The sequence below is a fragment of the Roseateles sp. NT4 genome, from assembly GCF_051857475.1.
GTDB lineage: Bacteria > Pseudomonadota > Gammaproteobacteria > Burkholderiales > Burkholderiaceae_C > Pelomonas.
Window position 1 is genome coordinate 18,470 of the sequence record NZ_JBPZGZ010000006.1, and the last position, 15,266, is coordinate 33,735.

The window sequence follows — 15,266 nt, forward strand, 5'->3', positions numbered from 1 at the left end:
CTTGACGCAAGTCTACGAATGCTTTCGTTTAATTTCGTATAGAGTTTTCACGGATGCCGATTGCTTTCGTTGAAGCATGCCACGAAAGCCTTCCATGGGGCTGACATAGAGAGAACAGCCAGAGCTATATGGGAAATCACCCCTCACCCACGGGATTTGGCATACGAAGGCGTTTTCGCTGTTGTGTTTTCGTTTTCGTTCGTTTAAGCTTTCGCTCGAAAGTTCAAAACAGAACTCCCTGGCCCACGAAAGACTCCCCATGCAGAGCAACTGGCTCACCTACACGCTGATCACGACCCTGCTCTGGGGCGTGTGGGGCGCCTTCACCGGCCTGCCGGCCGAACACGGATTTCCCGACACGCTGATCTACGTGGTGTGGGCCCTGACCATGGTGGTGCCCGGCGTCATCGTGCTGGCCCGCGCCGGCTGGCGCCTGGACCGCGACCGCCGTTCTGTCGCGCTGGGCCTGGCCGTCGGCCTGCTCGGCGCTGGCGGCCAGATGCTGCTGTTCCGCGCAGTGCAGCTCGGCCCAGCCTATCTGGTCTTCCCCATCGTGTCGCTGTCGCCGGCCATCACCATCGCCCTGTCCTTCGGCCTGCTGGGCGAGCGCACCGGCAAGCTGGGCATGACCGGCATCGCGCTGGCCCTGTGCTCCCTGCCGCTGTTCGACTTCCAGTTCGGCCAGCAGGGTCAGGCCGTGGGTTTGTGGTTCGTACTGGCCCTGGCCGTGCTTGTCGCCTGGGGCCTGCAGGCCTACTTCATCAAGCTGGCCAATGTGGGCACCAGCGCCGAAAGCATCTTCTTCTACATGGCCGTCGGCGCCCTGGCCTGCGTGCCCTTCGCGCTGTGGATGACCGATTTCAGCCAGCCCATCAACTGGGGCTGGCAGGGCCCGGGGTTGTCGGCCGTCATCCAGGTGCTGAACGCCATTGGCGCCCTGACCCTGGTCTACGCCTTCCGCTACGGCAAGGCCCTGGTCGTGTCTCCCCTGGTCAACGCCGGCGGACCGCTGCTGACGGCCGTGCTGTCCATGGCCGTCAGCGGCACCGCCCCCACCGGCGCCAAGCTGGCCGGCATCGCCCTGGCCCTGATGGCTGCGCTGCTGCTGGCGCTGCAGCCTGAAACGCCTTCTTCTTCCTCTTCCCAACCCGTTCAAGGAGACGCCGCATGAAGCTCATGCTCGACCTCGTGCGCCGCCACAAGCAAGCCGCCCATGGCGACGCCGCTGCCATCGGCATCCCGTCCGTCTGTTCCGCCCACCCCGTCGTCATCGCCGCCACGCTGCGCGAGTGCGCTGCCCAGAGCCGTCCGGCCCTCATCGAGGCCACGTCCAACCAGGTCAACCAGGATGGCGGCTACACCGGCATGACGCCGCTGGACTTCCGCCGCCATGTGCAGGACCTGGCCGCCAACGAGGGCCTGGCGCCTGAACTGCTGCTGCTGGGCGGCGACCACCTCGGCCCCAATGCCTGGCGCAGGCTGCCGGCCGATGCGGCCATGGCCAAGGCCGAAATCATGGTGGCGCAATACGTGGCCGCAGGCTTTCGCAAGATCCACCTCGACTGCTCCATGAGCTGTGCCGGCGACCCGGTGCCCCTGCCCGAGGTTGAGATCGCCGCTCGCGCCGTGCGCCTGTGCCGAGCGGCTGAGCAAGCCTGGCGCGACGCTTCTGAGCGCGGCGAGCCGCCCGTCTACGTCATCGGCACCGAAGTGCCCGTGCCCGGTGGCGCGCACGAAGACCTCGGCGAGCTGGCCGTCACCTCGCCCGAGGCCGCCTCGTCCACGCTGGAACTGCACCGCCACGCCTTCGTCCGCGCCGGCCTCGAAGCCGCCTGGGAGCGCGTCGTCGCCATGGTCGTGCAGCCCGGCGTCGAATTCGACCACCACAAGGTCATCGACTACCGGCCCGAGAAGGCGCGGTCCCTGAGCGCCTTCATCGAGAGCCAGCCCGGCCTGGTCTTCGAGGCCCATTCCACCGACTACCAGACGCCCGAGCGCCTGGCCCAATTGGCCCGCGACCACTTCGCCATCCTCAAGGTCGGCCCCGGCGTGACCTTCGCACTGCGCGAGACGCTGTGGGCCCTGGCCGCCGTCGAGCGCGAATGGGTGGGCAAGGGCGAAGGCCTCGTCGACACGGTGCTGGGCGTCATGCGCGCCGAGCCCGAGCATTGGCGCGGCTATTACCAGGACCCCCAGCGCCTGAACGTCGACCTTGCCTACTCCCTGAGCGACCGCATCCGCTACTACTGGGCCCACCCCGCCGTGCGCGAGGCCTGCCGGACCATGCTGGCCCGCCTGGATGCCGCACCGCCGCCCTTGACGCTGCTCAGCCAGTACCTGCCGCGGCAGTACGAGGCGGTTCGCGATGGCCGCATCAACACCCAGACCGACTCCCTGCTGCGCGACGGCACCGTCCAAGCCCTGCGCCCCTATCTGCAAGCCTGCGCCGCCTGAACATGACTCTTCTGCACCTCGACCCCACCGACCTCGCGCACCGCGGCGGCACGCACACGGCCCGCGAGATCGCCCACCAGCCCGATGTCTGGCAGGCCATCCACCAGCAGCTGCTGGCCGAGCGCCTCAGGCTGGATGCCTTCCTGCAACCCCTGCTGGCCCTGCCCGATCTGCGCATCGTGCTGACCGGCGCCGGCTCCTCGTCCTTCATCGGTCAGTGCCTGGCACCGGCCTTGCTCAAGCTGCTCGGCCAACGCCCCGGCATCCGCGTCGAGGCCGTGGCGACGACCGACATCGTCTCCAGCCCCGAGCAATGCCTGCAGCCCGAAGTGCCGACCCTGCTCGTCTCCTTCGCCCGCTCCGGCAACAGCCCCGAGAGCCTGGCCGCCGTCGAGCTGGCCGACCGCTTCGTCAAGCGCTGCTTCCACCTCGCCGTGACTTGCGCTTCCGAAGGCACGCTGAACCAGCGCCTGGCCGGCAAGGCCAGTGCATACGTGCTGCTGTTGCCCGACGAGACGCATGACCGCGCCTTCGCCATGACGTCGAGCTTCACCGGCATGCTGCTGGCCGCCGCCTGGGCCTTCGGCCTGCCGCTGGCGCCGGTGACTGAGCTGGCCCGCGCCGCTGCCACGCTGGCCGAAGCCGAGACCGACCGCCTCTATGCGCTGACCGACAAGCCCTTCGAGCGCGTCGTCTACCTCGGCAGCAATGCGCTGCTGGGCCTGGCCCGCGAGGCCGCGCTCAAGCTGCTGGAGCTGACCGACGGCCAGCTCGTCGCCCTGGCGGATTCGCCGCTGGGCTTCCGCCACGGCCCCAAGACCATCCTGAACGAACGCAGCCTGGTCGTCATCTTCCTGTCCAACGACGCCTACACCCGCCAGTACGACCTCGACCTGCTGAACGAGCTGCGCCGCGAAGGCCGCGCTCGCGTGCTGGCCATCCGGACCTCGTCGCTGAACGGCGCCGAGGCTCCGCATGCCGACGACGTCCACCTCGCCCTGCCCGCCTCCGCGCCCGACCTGGCCCTGGCTCCCGTCGCCCTGGTCTTCGCCCAATGCCTGGCCCTGCTCGCCTCGCTGCAGCTGGGCATCACGCCCGACAACCCCAGCGCCTCCGGCACGGTGAACCGCGTCGTCCAAGGTGTCACCATTCACCCCCTGACTTCCCAGCGGCACTCCTGATGAGCGCTTCCCTGTTCCTCGGCATCGACGGTGGCGGCACCAAGACCGCCTTCGTCCTCATCGACGGCGATGGCCGCCTGCTGGCGCGCCACGAGGCGACGACCAGCTACTACATCGAGATCGGCTTCGACGCGCTGCGCGCCCTGCTGCGGGACGGTGTACAGGCCGCGCTGCGCTTGGCCAGTGTTCCGGCCAGCGACATCGCCCACTGCTTCGCCGGCCTGCCGGCGCACGGCGAGGACAGCGAGCTGCTCACCACCTTCGATGCGCTGCTGAAGGACGTCGTGCCACGCAGCACCATCGGCAACGACATGGTCTGCAGCTGGGCCGGCTCCCTGGCCGGCGCCGACGGCATCAGCCTGGTCGCCGGCACCGGCTCCATCGCCTATGGCGAATGGATGGGCCGCGGCGCGCGCTGCGGCGGCTGGGGCGAGGTCTTCGGCGACGAGGGCTCGGCCCACTGGCTGGCCCGCGAGACGCTCGCGCTGTTCTCGCGCATGGCCGACTGCCGCGCCGAACCCGGGCCGCTGCTCGGCCTGGTGCGCGAGCACTTCGAGCTTCAACACGACCTCGACCTCTGCGGCGAGATCAACGGCAGCGCCGCGCGCAGCGAGCTGGCCCAGATCGCCCGGCTGGCCACCGCCGCCGCCAACGCCGGTGACGTGCAGGCCCGCCAGCTCCTGGTGCGCGCCGGTGACGAACTGGCCGCCCTGGCCGCCGGTGTCGCCCGCAACCTCGGCATTGGTGGGCCCAACGGCATCCAGGCCATTCCCGTCTCCTATTCCGGCGGCGTCTTCGCGGCCGGTGAGCTGGTGCTGGGCCCGCTGCAGGCGGCGCTGGCCCGTCGGCTGCCGGGCGCCGTGCTGAAGACGCCCCGCTTCGGCCCCGAGCTCGGCGCCGCCCTGTACGCGGCCCGTCTGGGTGGCCGGCCGCTGTCGGCTGAAGCCCTGACTCGGCTTTCGTAAGCGCGTCGATATCATTCGAAAGCCAAACCTCCTGCCTTTCGACCCCGAATGCCCGCCACCGCCTCTTCTGCGGCTTCATCCGCGAAAACCGAAAGCCCGCTCCTCATCGACGAGCGGCGCCGGCTGATCCGCGAACTGGTGCAAAGCCAGGGCCGCGTGACGGTGGACGAACTGGCCGATCGCTTCGGCACCTCGGTCGTCACCATCCGCAGCGACCTCAACGCGCTGGCGTCCACCGGCGCCGTGCTGCGTACCCATGGCGGCGCGCTGGCCCAGCGCGACACCGAGGAAGTGCCCATCGGCGTCAAGCAGAAGCTGCGCCACGAACAGAAGGCCCGCATCGCCGCCGAGGCGGTCAAGCTGATCCGCGACGGCGAGACCATCCTGCTGGACTCCGGCTCCACCACCGAAGAGATCGCCAAGCAGATCCGCGGCCTGCGCCTGACGTCGCTGAACGTCATCACCAACGCCCTCAACATCGCCGCCCTGCTGGCGCCGGTGTCCCACATCAACCTCATCATGCCGGGTGGCCAGTTGCGGCCCAACTCCTTTTCGCTGTCCGGCCCTCAGGCCGTGGCGGCGCTGCAGGGCTTGTACGCCGACCGGCTGTTCCTGGGCGTCGACAGCCTCGACCCCGACATCGGCCTCATGACGCCGCATCTGCTCGAAGCGCAGTTGAACGCCCAGATGATGAAGATCAGCCGTCAGGTCGTGGCGGTGGCTGACGCGTCCAAGTTGATGAAGCGCAACCTGTCCGTCATCGCGCCGGTGGAACAGCTGGACGTCCTGATCACCGACAGCGGAGCGGATCAGGCCATCGTGGATCAGTTGCGGGGGCGGGGGATTGAGGTGGTGTTGGCCTAGCCGGCTGGTTTATGCAAATCTCAGCCAAGCCCGTTGGACGTCCTTACACGGGGCAAGCCGAATCCGATATCGTCGAAGCGTCCCTGGGGCGCTCGGGCTTACGCGTGCTGGTGGAGACTTATCCGCACGACACGGATGCAAGACCAGGGACCGAATTTCTTTTCGAAGTAGCGCGCGGATTTCGCTACCTCGATGAAGGTGACCTCTTGGCCTACTGGCAAAGCAAGGCATTCGCCAGCGGCCACCGTCTCTTCGAAATCGAGGCCGGGGGTTGGCTTGATCAGGAGCGCCAGCAAACGGGCATGCTGAGTACCACTGATGCCGTGGGTAGCTTTCGGGAATGGTTCATCTGCACATCCAACGGATGCATGAACGTCTTGTCGGTCAATGAGCCCTTGATCAGGGAGTTCAATAATCTTTGATGGTCGCAGATGGCTGCGGCATCAGTCCAGGCCTTGCAGCCGCCCTGCCAAGTAGTCCAGGAAACACCGAATCCTCAACGCCAGCTCCGTGTTCCGGTAGTACACCGCGTTGACCGGCTGCCTCACCTCCGCGGTGTCCTTGGCGAGGATTTGGACGAGATCGCCGCGCTTGCGGTCCTCGGCGGTCATGAAGTCGGCCAGGCAGGCAATGCCCGCGCCGGCCAGCGCCAACTGCCGCACCGTCTCGCCGCTGGAGGCCCGCATGGAAGGCGCAATCTCGTGGCGCTCGCCCGATGCACTTCTCAGCGGCCATTGGTTCAGGCTGTCGGGCTGGGTGAAGCCAATGCAGCTGTGCCCGCCCAAGCCCGCCACGCTGCGCGGCCGGCCGGCGCGCTCCAGATAGGCCGGGCTGGCCAACACACGCAGCCGGTGGCTGCCCAGCGGCCGCGCATGCAGCGTGGAGTCGCGCAGCGTACCGATGCGGATGGCGACGTCGGTGCGCTGTTCGATGAGGTCGATGATGTCCTCGTTGCTGTTCAGCTCCAGCTCGATGTCGGGGAACTGGCGGCGGAAGTCGTCGACCAGGGGCACGATGACATGCAGCATGAAGGGCGAGGCCGCGTTGACGCGCAGGCGGCCGGCAGGCTTCTGGCGGCAGACGGCCATCTGCTCCTCGGCCGCCTCCACCGAAGCGAGGATGCCGCGCGCGCTGGCCAGGAAGAGATGGCCCTCGGGCGTCAGCTCCAGCCGGCGCGTGGTGCGCGTCAGCAGCGTGGTGCCGAGCTTCTCTTCCAGGCGACTCAGGGACCGGCTGACACCTGACACCGTCTGCCCCACCTGCTCGGCCGCGGCAGTGATGGAGCCGGTGTCGATGACGGTCGTGAAGGCAAGGAGTTCGTCGAGGCTGGTTTTCATGACTCTTGATTTCAAGTCAAGAATATTCTGCTCCAACCCGACTTTTTCGGCATGAATGAAATCCACACACTGCGGGCCTTCGCAGTCTCTGGACTTCTGCCATGTCTCTCGCACTCCTTGCGCTGACCATCAGCGCCTTCGCCATCGGGACGACCGAGTTCGTCATCGTCGGCCTCATCCCCACGGTCGCGGGCGATCTGGGCATCACCCTGCCCTCGGCGGGCTTGCTGGTCAGCCTCTACGCGCTGGGCGTTGCCATCGGCGCGCCGGTGCTGACCGCCCTCACCGGCCGCCTGCCACGCAAGGCGCTGCAGGCGCACTGATGGCCCTGTTCACCGCCGGCAACCTGCTGGCCTGGCTCGCGCCCAGCTACGAAGCCCTGATCGCCGCCCGCGTGCTGACGGGCCTGGCCCATGGCGTGTTCTTCTCCATCGGCTCCACGCTGGCCACAGGCCTCGTACCCAAGGACAAGGCTGCGAGCGCCATCGCCATCATGTTCACGGGGCTGACCGTCGCCCTCGCCACCGGCGTGCCGCTGGGCACCTTCATCGGCCAGCACTTCGGCTGGCGCGCCACCTTCCTGGCCGTCGCGCTGCTGGGTGTCATCGCCTTTGTCGCCAGCCTCGCCTTCGTGCCGCGCGGCCTGCGCGGTGCACCGCCGGCTTCGCTGGCCCAGCAGGCCCGCGTGCTGCGCGAGCCGCGGCTGCTGCTGGTCTACGCCAAGACGGCCATCGGCTATGGCGGCACCTTCATCCCCTTCACCTTCCTCGCGCCGCTGCTGCAGGACGTGGCCGGTTTCAGCGCCGGCGCGGTGGGCGGCGTCATGCTGGTCTATGGCCTGTCGGTCGCCGCCGGCAATATCTGGGGCGGCAAGCTGGCCGACCGACAGGGGCCCATCGCCGCGCTGAAGCTGATCTTTGCGCTGCTGGCCGTCGTGCTGTTCGCGCTGACCTTCACCATCCACAGTCGCGTGGCGGCGCTGATCACTGTGCTGCTGTGGGGTGCCGTCGCCTTCGGCAATGTGCCGGGCCTGCAGCTCTATGTGGTGCGCCAGGCCGAGCGCTTCGCGCCGCAGGCGGTGGACGTGGCCTCCGGACTGAACATCGCCGCCTTCAATCTCGGCATCGCCTTCGCGGCCTGGGCCGGTGGGTTGATCGTGACCCATCTGGGCCTGATGCACGCGCCCTGGATTGGCGCCCTCGTCGTACTGGTGGCCCTGGCGCTGACGCAATGGAGCGGCGCCCTCGACCGCCGCGAAGGCCAGCCGGCCCGCATGCCCGCCGGCGCCCGCCCCCTCGCTCACTGAATCACACCCAGGAGATCGTCATGAAGATCACTTCCCTTCTGCTCGCCCTCGCCTTCACCCACACCGCGTTTGCCGACGTGCCGCTGGAACGCTGGCGCAGCTACACCGGCGTCACCTGGAGCGCGCCGGCGCCCTATGCCGACTCGGCCAAGTCGCCCATCGCCGGCCTGCACTTCGATGCCCAAGGCGGCGGCTTCGTCAGCACGCCGCGCGTGCTTGCCGCCAACACGCCGGCCACGCTGAGCCGGCTCGATACCTCGGTCACCGATGGCCCTGCGCGGCTGACGGCCTTCCCGTCGGCCGAAGCCAACGACCCCACAACCGCGCCGGCCACGCACCTGCGCAGCGTGCTGGGCTTCCACATCGACCGCCGCAACGGCTGGCTGTGGGCCCTGGACCAGGGCTTTGTGGCTGGCGAGGCCGAGGCGCCGGCCGGTGCGCAGAAGGTGCTGGTGTTCGAACTGGCCACGGGCAAGCTGGTGAAGGCAATGCCGTTGGACAGCGTGGCCAACCGCCGCGGCAGCTTCCTCAACGACATCGCGGTCGACGAGAAGCGCCGCATCGCCTTCATCTCCGACAGCGGCCTGCGCAGCGCGCCCGCCAACCAGGCGGCCCTCATCGTGCTGGACTTTGCGTCGGGCAATGCCCGCCGCGTGCTTCACCGCCACGCCGGCGTGCTGCCTGAGCCGGGCGCCAAGGTGATGTCGCACGGCGCGGAGGTCTGGCCCGGCAACCCGCTCATGCTGGGTGTGAACGGCATCGGCCTCTCGCCCGACGGCGCCACGCTGTACTGGGCCGTCACGACGGGCACGCATCTGTTCTCGGTGCCGGCCGCGCTGCTGCGCAACGCGAAGACCACCGAAGCCCAGCTCGCCGCCGCCGTGCGCGACCTGGGCGATGTGGGTGGCAACACCGACGGCCTCGTCGTCGCCGCCGATGGCCGCGTCTACATCACCAACGTCACGCGCAACGGCATCGTTGGCTACGACCCGCGCGATGGCCGCTTCACGCTCGTGGGCGCAGACGACGGCGTGCACTGGCCCGACACGCCGGCCCTGCTGCCGAATGGCGATCTCGTCTTCACCGCCAGTTCGCTGAACGACCACTTCGCCGGCCGCGTCGCCGCCGGCCAGGAACGCTACGAGCTGTGGAAGTTCACGCCGGCACCACGGCAGTGACCTCGATCTCCACCTTGGCCCGGTCCTCCATCAGCGCCGACACCTGCACGGCGCTCATGGCGATGCCGTAGTCGCGGCCCAGCACCTCGCGATAGGCCTGGCCCACCTCGCGGCCGCGGGCGATGTATTCGCGCTTGTCGATGAGGTACCAGGTCATGCGCACGATGTGCTCGGGCGCTGCGCCGGCCTCGGCCAGCACCGCGCGGATGTTGAGCAGGGTCTGGCGCAACTGGGCGATGAAGTCGTCGCTGTCGAACTCGCAGCGCTCGTTCCAGCCGATCTGGCCGGCGACGAAGACCTGGCGGCCACTCGCGGCCACGCCGTTCGCGTAGCCGCGGGGCTGGGTCCAGCCTGCCGGCTGCAAGATTTGTTTGTTGCTCATGGTTTGTCTGTCTCCTGTTCTTGTGCGGCGAGCGAGCGCTCCAGCGCGGCACGCAGGTCGTCGGGAAAGGCTTGGGGCTTGTGGGTCGCGAGCGAGGTGCAGACCAGCACCTGCGTGAACTCGACGCGTGGGCCGTCATCGCCAACAAAGGCGATGTTCAGCTTCAGCGAACCGCCACCCAGCCGCTCGATAGAAATGGATTGCTGCAAGTGGTCGCCATGGCGGCTGACGCGCAGGAAGCGGGTGTCGAGCTGCGCCGTCGGCATGCCGACCTGGCGCTGGCCGATCAGCACATCGAAGGGCAGGCCGAGCGCGCAGGCGAACCAGTCCTCGATCAGCTCGTTCAGCATCTCGAAGTAGCGCGGGTAGAAGACGATGCCGGCCGGGTCGCAATGGCCGAAGCGCACGAGCTGTTCACGCTGGAAAGCAAGGCCGCTCATCGTCAGACCCCCAGATGTTTCTGCCACAACGCGGGCTCGGCCGCGAGTGCGGCAGACGGGCCGGCCCAGGCGACACGGCCGCGCTCCACCAGCGTGTGGTGGTCGGCCAGGCGGATCAGGCGCTGCACGTATTTGTCGACGACCAGGATGGTCTGGCCGGCGGCGCGCAGCAAGTCCAGGCAGCGCCAGATCTCCTCGCGCACGAGAGGCGCCAGGCCTTCGGTCGCTTCGTCCAGCACCAGCAAGCGCGGGTTGGTGACCAGGGCACGACCGATCGCCAGCATCTGCTGTTCGCCGCCCGAAAGCTGCTGGCCGGAGTTGCTGGCACGCTCGGCCAGGCGCGGGAAGAGGTCGAAAACGCGTGCCGTCGTCCACGGCTCAGCCGCACCGCTGCGGTTGGTGACAAAGGCGTCCAGGTGCTCGCGCACGCTGAGGTTGGGAAAGACCTGCCGCCCCTCCGGCACCAGCGCCAGACCCAGCCGCGCGATGCGGTCGGCCGGCCAGCCCGTGATGTCTTCGCCGCAGAAGCGGATGCGCCCGCCGCTGGGTTTCAACCAACCACACAAGCAGCGCAGCAGTGTGCTCTTGCCCATGCCGTTGCGGCCCAGCAGCGTGGCAACCTCGCCCGGCTGCATGCTCAATTGCATGCCGAACAGCACCTGGCTGGCGCCGTAGCCGGCCTCGAGTTGTTCGATCTCCAGCAGGGCGCTCATGCGGTGGCCTCCAGCTCGTCGCCGAGATAGGCGCGGCGCACTTCGGGGTGCTCGCGGATGGCGTCGGGCACGTCGCTGGCGATGACGCGGCCACCCACCAGCGTGGAGATGCGATCGGCCAGGCGGAAGACGGCGTCCATGTCGTGTTCAACCAGCAGCAGAGTCTGGCCTTCAACCTTCAGCGCCTGAAGCAGTTCCACCATGCGCGCCGACTCGTCCGGCCCCATGCCGGCCAGCGGCTCGTCCAGCAGCAGCAGGCGCGGCCGGGCGGCCAGGGCCAGGCCGATTTCGAGCTGGCGCTGCTCACCATGGGCCAACTCACCGGCGATGCGGTCGGCCTGAGCGCTGAGGCCGACGCGCGCCAGCAGGCTATCGGCTTGCTCATGGGCCACCGCATCCAGCTTTGCGGATCGCCACCACGAAGGTGCACGCTCGTCTCGGGCGAGCAAGGCCAGCACGAGGTTGTCGCGCACCGTGCAGGGTTTGAAGAGGCTGGTGATCTGGAAGCTGCGCACCAGGCCGGCCTGCACGCGGCGGGCGATGTCCAGGCGCGTGATGTCCTGGCCGTCGAACACGATCTGGCCGGAATCCGGCGCGAGCGCGCCGGAGATCTGGTGGATCAGCGTCGTCTTGCCGGCACCGTTGGGGCCGATCAGCGCATGCAGTTCGCCCGCACGCACCTCGAAGCTCGCGCCATCGGTTGCGGCCAAGGCGCCGAAGCGCTTCACCAGGTTCTTGACCTCAAGCACGACGCCAAACTCCTGCGAGACCCCGCGGCGCATACAGCACGACAAGCAGCAACAGCGCACCCAGGCCCAGCTGCCAATGCAGGGTGTAAGCGGGCAACAGCGCTTCCAGCAGCAACAGCACAGCGGCGCCCAACGGCCCGCCCCACAAGGCACCGGCGCCGCCGATGATGACCATGACCATCAGCTGGCCGGATTGCGACCAGTGCATCAGATGCGGCGTGACCAGGCCGTTGAGATTGGCCAGCAGCGCTCCCGCAAGGCCTGCCAGTGCTCCGGCCAGCACAAAGGCCTGCCAGCGGAGTGCAAACACGCGGCCACCCGCAGCGGCGACGCGCACCTCGTTCTCACGCGCGCCCTGCAGCAACCAGCCAAAGGGTGAGTTCACGAGGCGCTGCAGGCCGGCCATGACGAGGGCGACCAAGGCCAGCACAACCCAGTAGAAGCTCGCGTCGTCCTTCAGGTCGAGGCCGAACCCCAGCACCGAACGCTGCGCCAGCGGCAGGCCGTCATCACCGCCATAGGCCTTCAGCGACACCGCCAGGAAATAGAACATCTGGGCAAAGGCCAGCGTGATCATGATGAAGTAGACGCCGCGCGTGCGCAGGCTGATGGCGCCGATCAGCGCCGCTGCGGCCGCGCTGACAACACAAGCCGCAGGCCAGGCAATCCAGGCCGAGGTGACGCCCGCATCCATCAGCACGCCGACGGTGTAGGCGCCGAGACCGACGTAAGCCGCGTGGCCAAAGCTGACCAAGCCGCCGAAGCCGAGGATGAGGTTCAGGCTGGATGCCGCGATGGCGAAGATGAGGATGCGCGTCGCGACGACGGTATAGAACTCCAGGCCCACAGCTTGCAGCGCAGGCGGCAAGGCGGCGAGCACGATGAGCAACGGCCAGGCCCAGACACCCAGCCCGTGATGATGAAGTGAGCGAGCTTCAGCCATGAGCCGGGAAGAGGCCGCGAGGCTTCCAGAACAGGATGGCCGCCATCAGCACATAGATGAGGATGGAAGCCATCGCCGGGCCGAGGTTGGACGCGACCTCGGGTGAGGCGAGCTGCCGCAGCATCGCCGGCAGCAGCGTGCGGCTGGCGGTGTCGACCACGCCGACCAGCAGCGAACCCACCAGGGCGCCGCGAACCGAGCCGATGCCGCCGACGACGATGACGACAAAGGCGAGGATGAGGATGCTCTCGCCCATGCCCACCTGCACGGCCAGCAGCGGGCCGAGCAGTGCGCCCGCCAACGCGCACAGCGCCGCGCCGAAGCCGAACACGACCGTGAACAACATGCGGATGTTGACGCCCATGGCCGTGGCCATCTGGCGGTTGGAAGCACCGGCCCTCACCCAGGCGCCGTAGCGCGTGCGCGTGACCAGCACCCACAGCAGCAGGGCGACCGCGAGACCGACGCCGATGATGAGCAGTCGATAGGCCGGGTAGTTCAAGCCCGGCAGCAGTTCAACGGGGCCGGACAGCGCAGCCGGCGTGTTCAGCATCAGCGGCTGGTCACCCCAGATGATGCGGACGCCTTCGTTGAGCATCAGGATCAGCGCAAAGGTGGCGAGCACCTGGCTGAGATGGTCCCGCGCGTAGAGGCGGCGCAGCAGCGTGACTTCGAGGGCCATGCCGAGGATGGCGGTGCCCACGAGTGCGGCGATGACGGCCAGCAGGAAGGAACCGGTCGCCGTGGCCGTGGCGGCGGCGAGGTAGGCGCCGACCATGTACAGCGAGCCATGGGCCAGGTTGATCATGTCCATGATGCCGAACACGAGGGTCAAGCCAGCGGCAAGCAGGAAGAGCATCAGGCCGAATTGGAGGCCGTTGAGGGCTTGCTCGGTGACAAGGATCCAGTCCATGGGTTGGATGCCGCTCGCTACTTCTGGTTGATGGCAAGTAAGGTGCCGGGAGTCCGTCCCGGCAGCCGGGTAACTTTCTTCTGCGGCGCCAGAAGAAAGTCACCAAAGAAGAGGCGCTGAACCGCACACGATCCCGACGTCGCGAGGAGCGGCGCGCGAAAACGTCCCGCGGTATTGCGACAAGAAGCGACCCGCTTCGCTCTCGCTGCTGTCCCTATGACGAGGGCCAAGCATCGCAACAGCGGGCCGATGAACGCGCGGCTCCACGCCGGGCTCACCAGAAAACCAAAAGACAGCGTCGCTCGGGCGACGCGACGACCAACACCGCCCTCGCCGTCGCCCCAGCGACGCGGTATTCCTGATAAGCCCGGCGTGCAGCCGGCGTTAACGATGGTGAAGCGGCGATCAGTGATGCTCGTCATAGGGTCAGCAGCGAGAGCGTAGCGGGTCGCGTGTAGGCACGGTCATGCTCCGAGCATCGCGAGCGGCAGACGCCGCTCGAGTGCGGATTGCATTCAGCGCTCCTCTTTTGGTGACTTTTCTCTGGCGCGTCAGAGAAAAGTTACCCGCCATCGCGGGGCGGATTCCCGCGGCACTGCAACGGGTCATGAAGACTGCCCGCACAAGCAACCAATCACCACCACGCCCATCTCAGTCACATCTTGCAAGCCGACGCATACGCATCCTCATGCTGCGTAAAGATCTTCCCCAACGTCCGATTCGTCACCCTCCCCTGCCCATCCTTGGTGATGACCCGCAGGTAGTAGTCCTGAATCGGATATTGGTTCCGATTGAACTTGAACGCCCCCCGCACCGACTCGAACTTCGCCGCCTTCAGCGCCTTCAGCACCGCGGTCTTGTCTTCCGTCTTGCCCTTCACGTCGCGCACCGCCGCATTCATCAGCAGCGCAGCGTCATACCCCTGGCTCGCATACAGCGACGGCAGACGCCCGTAGTCCTTGACGAAGTCCGCCACGAACTTCTTGTTGGCCGGGTTGTCCATGTCGTGGGCCCAGTGCGAGCTGTTGAACATGCCCAGCATGGGTTCGCCCACGGCCTTGATGACGTCCTCGTCGGCTGAGAAGCCGGGGCCGAACAAGGTCACGTCCTTGGACAGGCCGGCGCCGACGAACTGCTTGATGAAGTTGATGCCCATGCCGCCGGGCAGGAAGATGTACATCGCATCCGGCTTGGCGGCGCGCGCCTGGGCCAGCTCGGCGGCGTAGTCCAACTGGCCGAGCTTGGTGTAGATCTCCTCGACGACGGCGCCCTTGTAGTAGCGCTTGAAGCCCGTCATCGCGTCCTTGCCCGCCGGGTAGTTGGGCGCCAGCAGCACCAGCTTCTTGAAACCCTTCTCGGTCACCGTCTTGCCCACGGCCTCGTGCAGGTTGTCGTTCTGCCAGGCGACGTTGAAGAAGTAAGGGTTGCACTGCTCACCGGCGTACTGCGAGGGGCCGGCGTTGGCGCTGATGTAGGGGATCTTGGCATCGAAGACCGCCGGGCCGACGGCCAGCATGATGTTGGAGAAGACGATGCCGGTCATGAAGTCGACCTTGTCGCGCTTGATCAGGCGTTCGGCGGTCTGCTTGGCGACCTCGGGGTTCTGCTGGTCGTCGGCCGTGACCATCTCGACGGGCAGACCGCCCAGCTTGCCACCGCTGTGCTTGAGCCCGAGCGCAAAGCCATCGCGGATGTCCACGCCCAGGCCGGCACCGGGACCGGACAAGGTGCTCAGGAAACCGACCTTGAGCTTGTCCGCGGCATGCGCAACAGGCAGCAGGGCGAGGCTGATGGCGACGGCGGCGAGGGTCTTATTCATGAGCGGGCTCTCCGGTGAAAGG

Annotated in this window: 16 protein-coding genes and 1 pseudogene; 8 read left to right on the forward strand and 9 right to left on the reverse strand. The window is 67.6% G+C overall.

Translation table 11 applies throughout. The annotated features are described in order from the left end of the window. Window positions 1–259 precede the first annotated feature (259 nt). From ACS5PN_RS27425 to ACS5PN_RS27450, 6 genes are read left to right on the forward strand one after another with little or no spacing between them, the layout of a single operon-like run. Entirely contained in the window at window positions 260–1,171 is a 912-nt protein-coding gene (locus ACS5PN_RS27425; protein WP_439467215.1) for an EamA family transporter, read from the forward strand. After that, on the forward strand, window positions 1,168–2,454 hold the full coding sequence (locus tag ACS5PN_RS27430; protein ID WP_439467216.1) for a D-tagatose-bisphosphate aldolase, class II, non-catalytic subunit: 1,287 nt from the start codon (window positions 1,168–1,170) through the stop codon (window positions 2,452–2,454). The genes ACS5PN_RS27425 and ACS5PN_RS27430 overlap by 4 nt, the downstream gene beginning before the upstream one ends. Window positions 2,455–2,456: 2 nt before the next feature. After that, complete coding sequence (locus tag ACS5PN_RS27435; RefSeq protein ID WP_439467217.1) at window positions 2,457–3,635, forward strand: SIS domain-containing protein; 1,179 nt, start codon at window positions 2,457–2,459, stop codon at window positions 3,633–3,635. After that, window positions 3,635–4,600 carry a BadF/BadG/BcrA/BcrD ATPase family protein gene (locus tag ACS5PN_RS27440; protein WP_439467218.1) on the forward strand — a complete coding sequence of 322 codons (966 nt, stop codon included), beginning with the start codon at window positions 3,635–3,637 and terminating at the stop codon, window positions 4,598–4,600. The genes ACS5PN_RS27435 and ACS5PN_RS27440 overlap by 1 nt, the downstream gene beginning before the upstream one ends. Before the next feature lie 48 nt (window positions 4,601–4,648). After that, a complete protein-coding gene (locus tag ACS5PN_RS27445; protein ID WP_439467219.1) occupies window positions 4,649–5,464 on the forward strand; it encodes a DeoR/GlpR family DNA-binding transcription regulator in 816 nt (271 codons plus the stop codon). An 11-nt stretch (window positions 5,465–5,475) separates the two neighbouring features. Continuing rightward, a complete protein-coding gene (locus ACS5PN_RS27450) occupies window positions 5,476–5,886 on the forward strand; it encodes a hypothetical protein (protein ID WP_439467220.1) in 411 nt (136 codons plus the stop codon). 21 nt (window positions 5,887–5,907) lie between these two features. Here ACS5PN_RS27450 and ACS5PN_RS27455 read toward each other — a convergent pair whose 3' ends face one another. Then, entirely contained in the window at window positions 5,908–6,801 is an 894-nt protein-coding gene (locus ACS5PN_RS27455) for a LysR substrate-binding domain-containing protein (RefSeq protein ID WP_439467221.1), read from the reverse strand. A gap of 101 nt (window positions 6,802–6,902) precedes the next feature. Between ACS5PN_RS27455 and ACS5PN_RS27460 the strand changes: the two are divergent. Both ACS5PN_RS27460 and ACS5PN_RS27465 read left to right on the forward strand, forming a co-directional pair. Then, window positions 6,903–8,107 (forward strand): annotated as a pseudogene (locus ACS5PN_RS27460) (MFS transporter). Between the two features lie 20 nt (window positions 8,108–8,127). Then, a complete protein-coding gene (locus ACS5PN_RS27465; protein ID WP_439467222.1) occupies window positions 8,128–9,285 on the forward strand; it encodes an L-dopachrome tautomerase-related protein in 1,158 nt (385 codons plus the stop codon). On the opposite strand, the gene ACS5PN_RS27470 is transcribed toward ACS5PN_RS27465, so the two are convergent. From ACS5PN_RS27470 to ACS5PN_RS27505, 8 genes are all read right to left on the reverse strand, one after another. Then, a complete protein-coding gene (locus ACS5PN_RS27470; protein WP_439467223.1) occupies window positions 9,263–9,667 on the reverse strand; it encodes a RidA family protein in 405 nt (134 codons plus the stop codon). The two genes, ACS5PN_RS27465 and ACS5PN_RS27470, sit on opposite strands and share 23 nt — an antisense overlap. Further along, window positions 9,664–10,107, reverse strand: coding sequence for an acyl-CoA thioesterase (locus ACS5PN_RS27475; protein ID WP_439467224.1), 444 nt, complete (start codon window positions 10,105–10,107; stop codon window positions 9,664–9,666). Before ACS5PN_RS27475 ends, ACS5PN_RS27470 begins: the two co-directional genes overlap by 4 nt. A gap of 2 nt (window positions 10,108–10,109) precedes the next feature. After that, window positions 10,110–10,811 (reverse strand): ABC transporter ATP-binding protein, encoded by a 702-nt coding sequence (locus ACS5PN_RS27480; protein ID WP_439467428.1) that lies wholly within the window; start codon window positions 10,809–10,811, stop codon window positions 10,110–10,112. Window positions 10,812–10,816: 5 nt separating this feature from the next. Beyond that, complete coding sequence (locus ACS5PN_RS27485; protein ID WP_439467225.1) at window positions 10,817–11,602, reverse strand: ABC transporter ATP-binding protein; 786 nt, start codon at window positions 11,600–11,602, stop codon at window positions 10,817–10,819. After that, the gene (locus tag ACS5PN_RS27490; RefSeq protein WP_439467226.1) at window positions 11,562–12,512 is read right to left on the reverse strand and encodes a branched-chain amino acid ABC transporter permease; all 951 of its coding nucleotides are present in this window, start codon (window positions 12,510–12,512) and stop codon (window positions 11,562–11,564) included. Before ACS5PN_RS27490 ends, ACS5PN_RS27485 begins: the two co-directional genes overlap by 41 nt. Continuing rightward, complete coding sequence (locus tag ACS5PN_RS27495; protein ID WP_439467227.1) at window positions 12,505–13,425, reverse strand: branched-chain amino acid ABC transporter permease; 921 nt, start codon at window positions 13,423–13,425, stop codon at window positions 12,505–12,507. The genes ACS5PN_RS27490 and ACS5PN_RS27495 overlap by 8 nt, the downstream gene beginning before the upstream one ends. Before the next feature lie 17 nt (window positions 13,426–13,442). Then, on the reverse strand, window positions 13,443–13,847 hold the full coding sequence (locus ACS5PN_RS27500) for a hypothetical protein (protein WP_439467228.1): 405 nt from the start codon (window positions 13,845–13,847) through the stop codon (window positions 13,443–13,445). 233 nt (window positions 13,848–14,080) lie between these two features. Beyond that, on the reverse strand, window positions 14,081–15,244 hold the full coding sequence (locus ACS5PN_RS27505) for an ABC transporter substrate-binding protein (RefSeq protein ID WP_439467229.1): 1,164 nt from the start codon (window positions 15,242–15,244) through the stop codon (window positions 14,081–14,083). Between the last annotated feature and the right edge of the window lie 22 nt (window positions 15,245–15,266).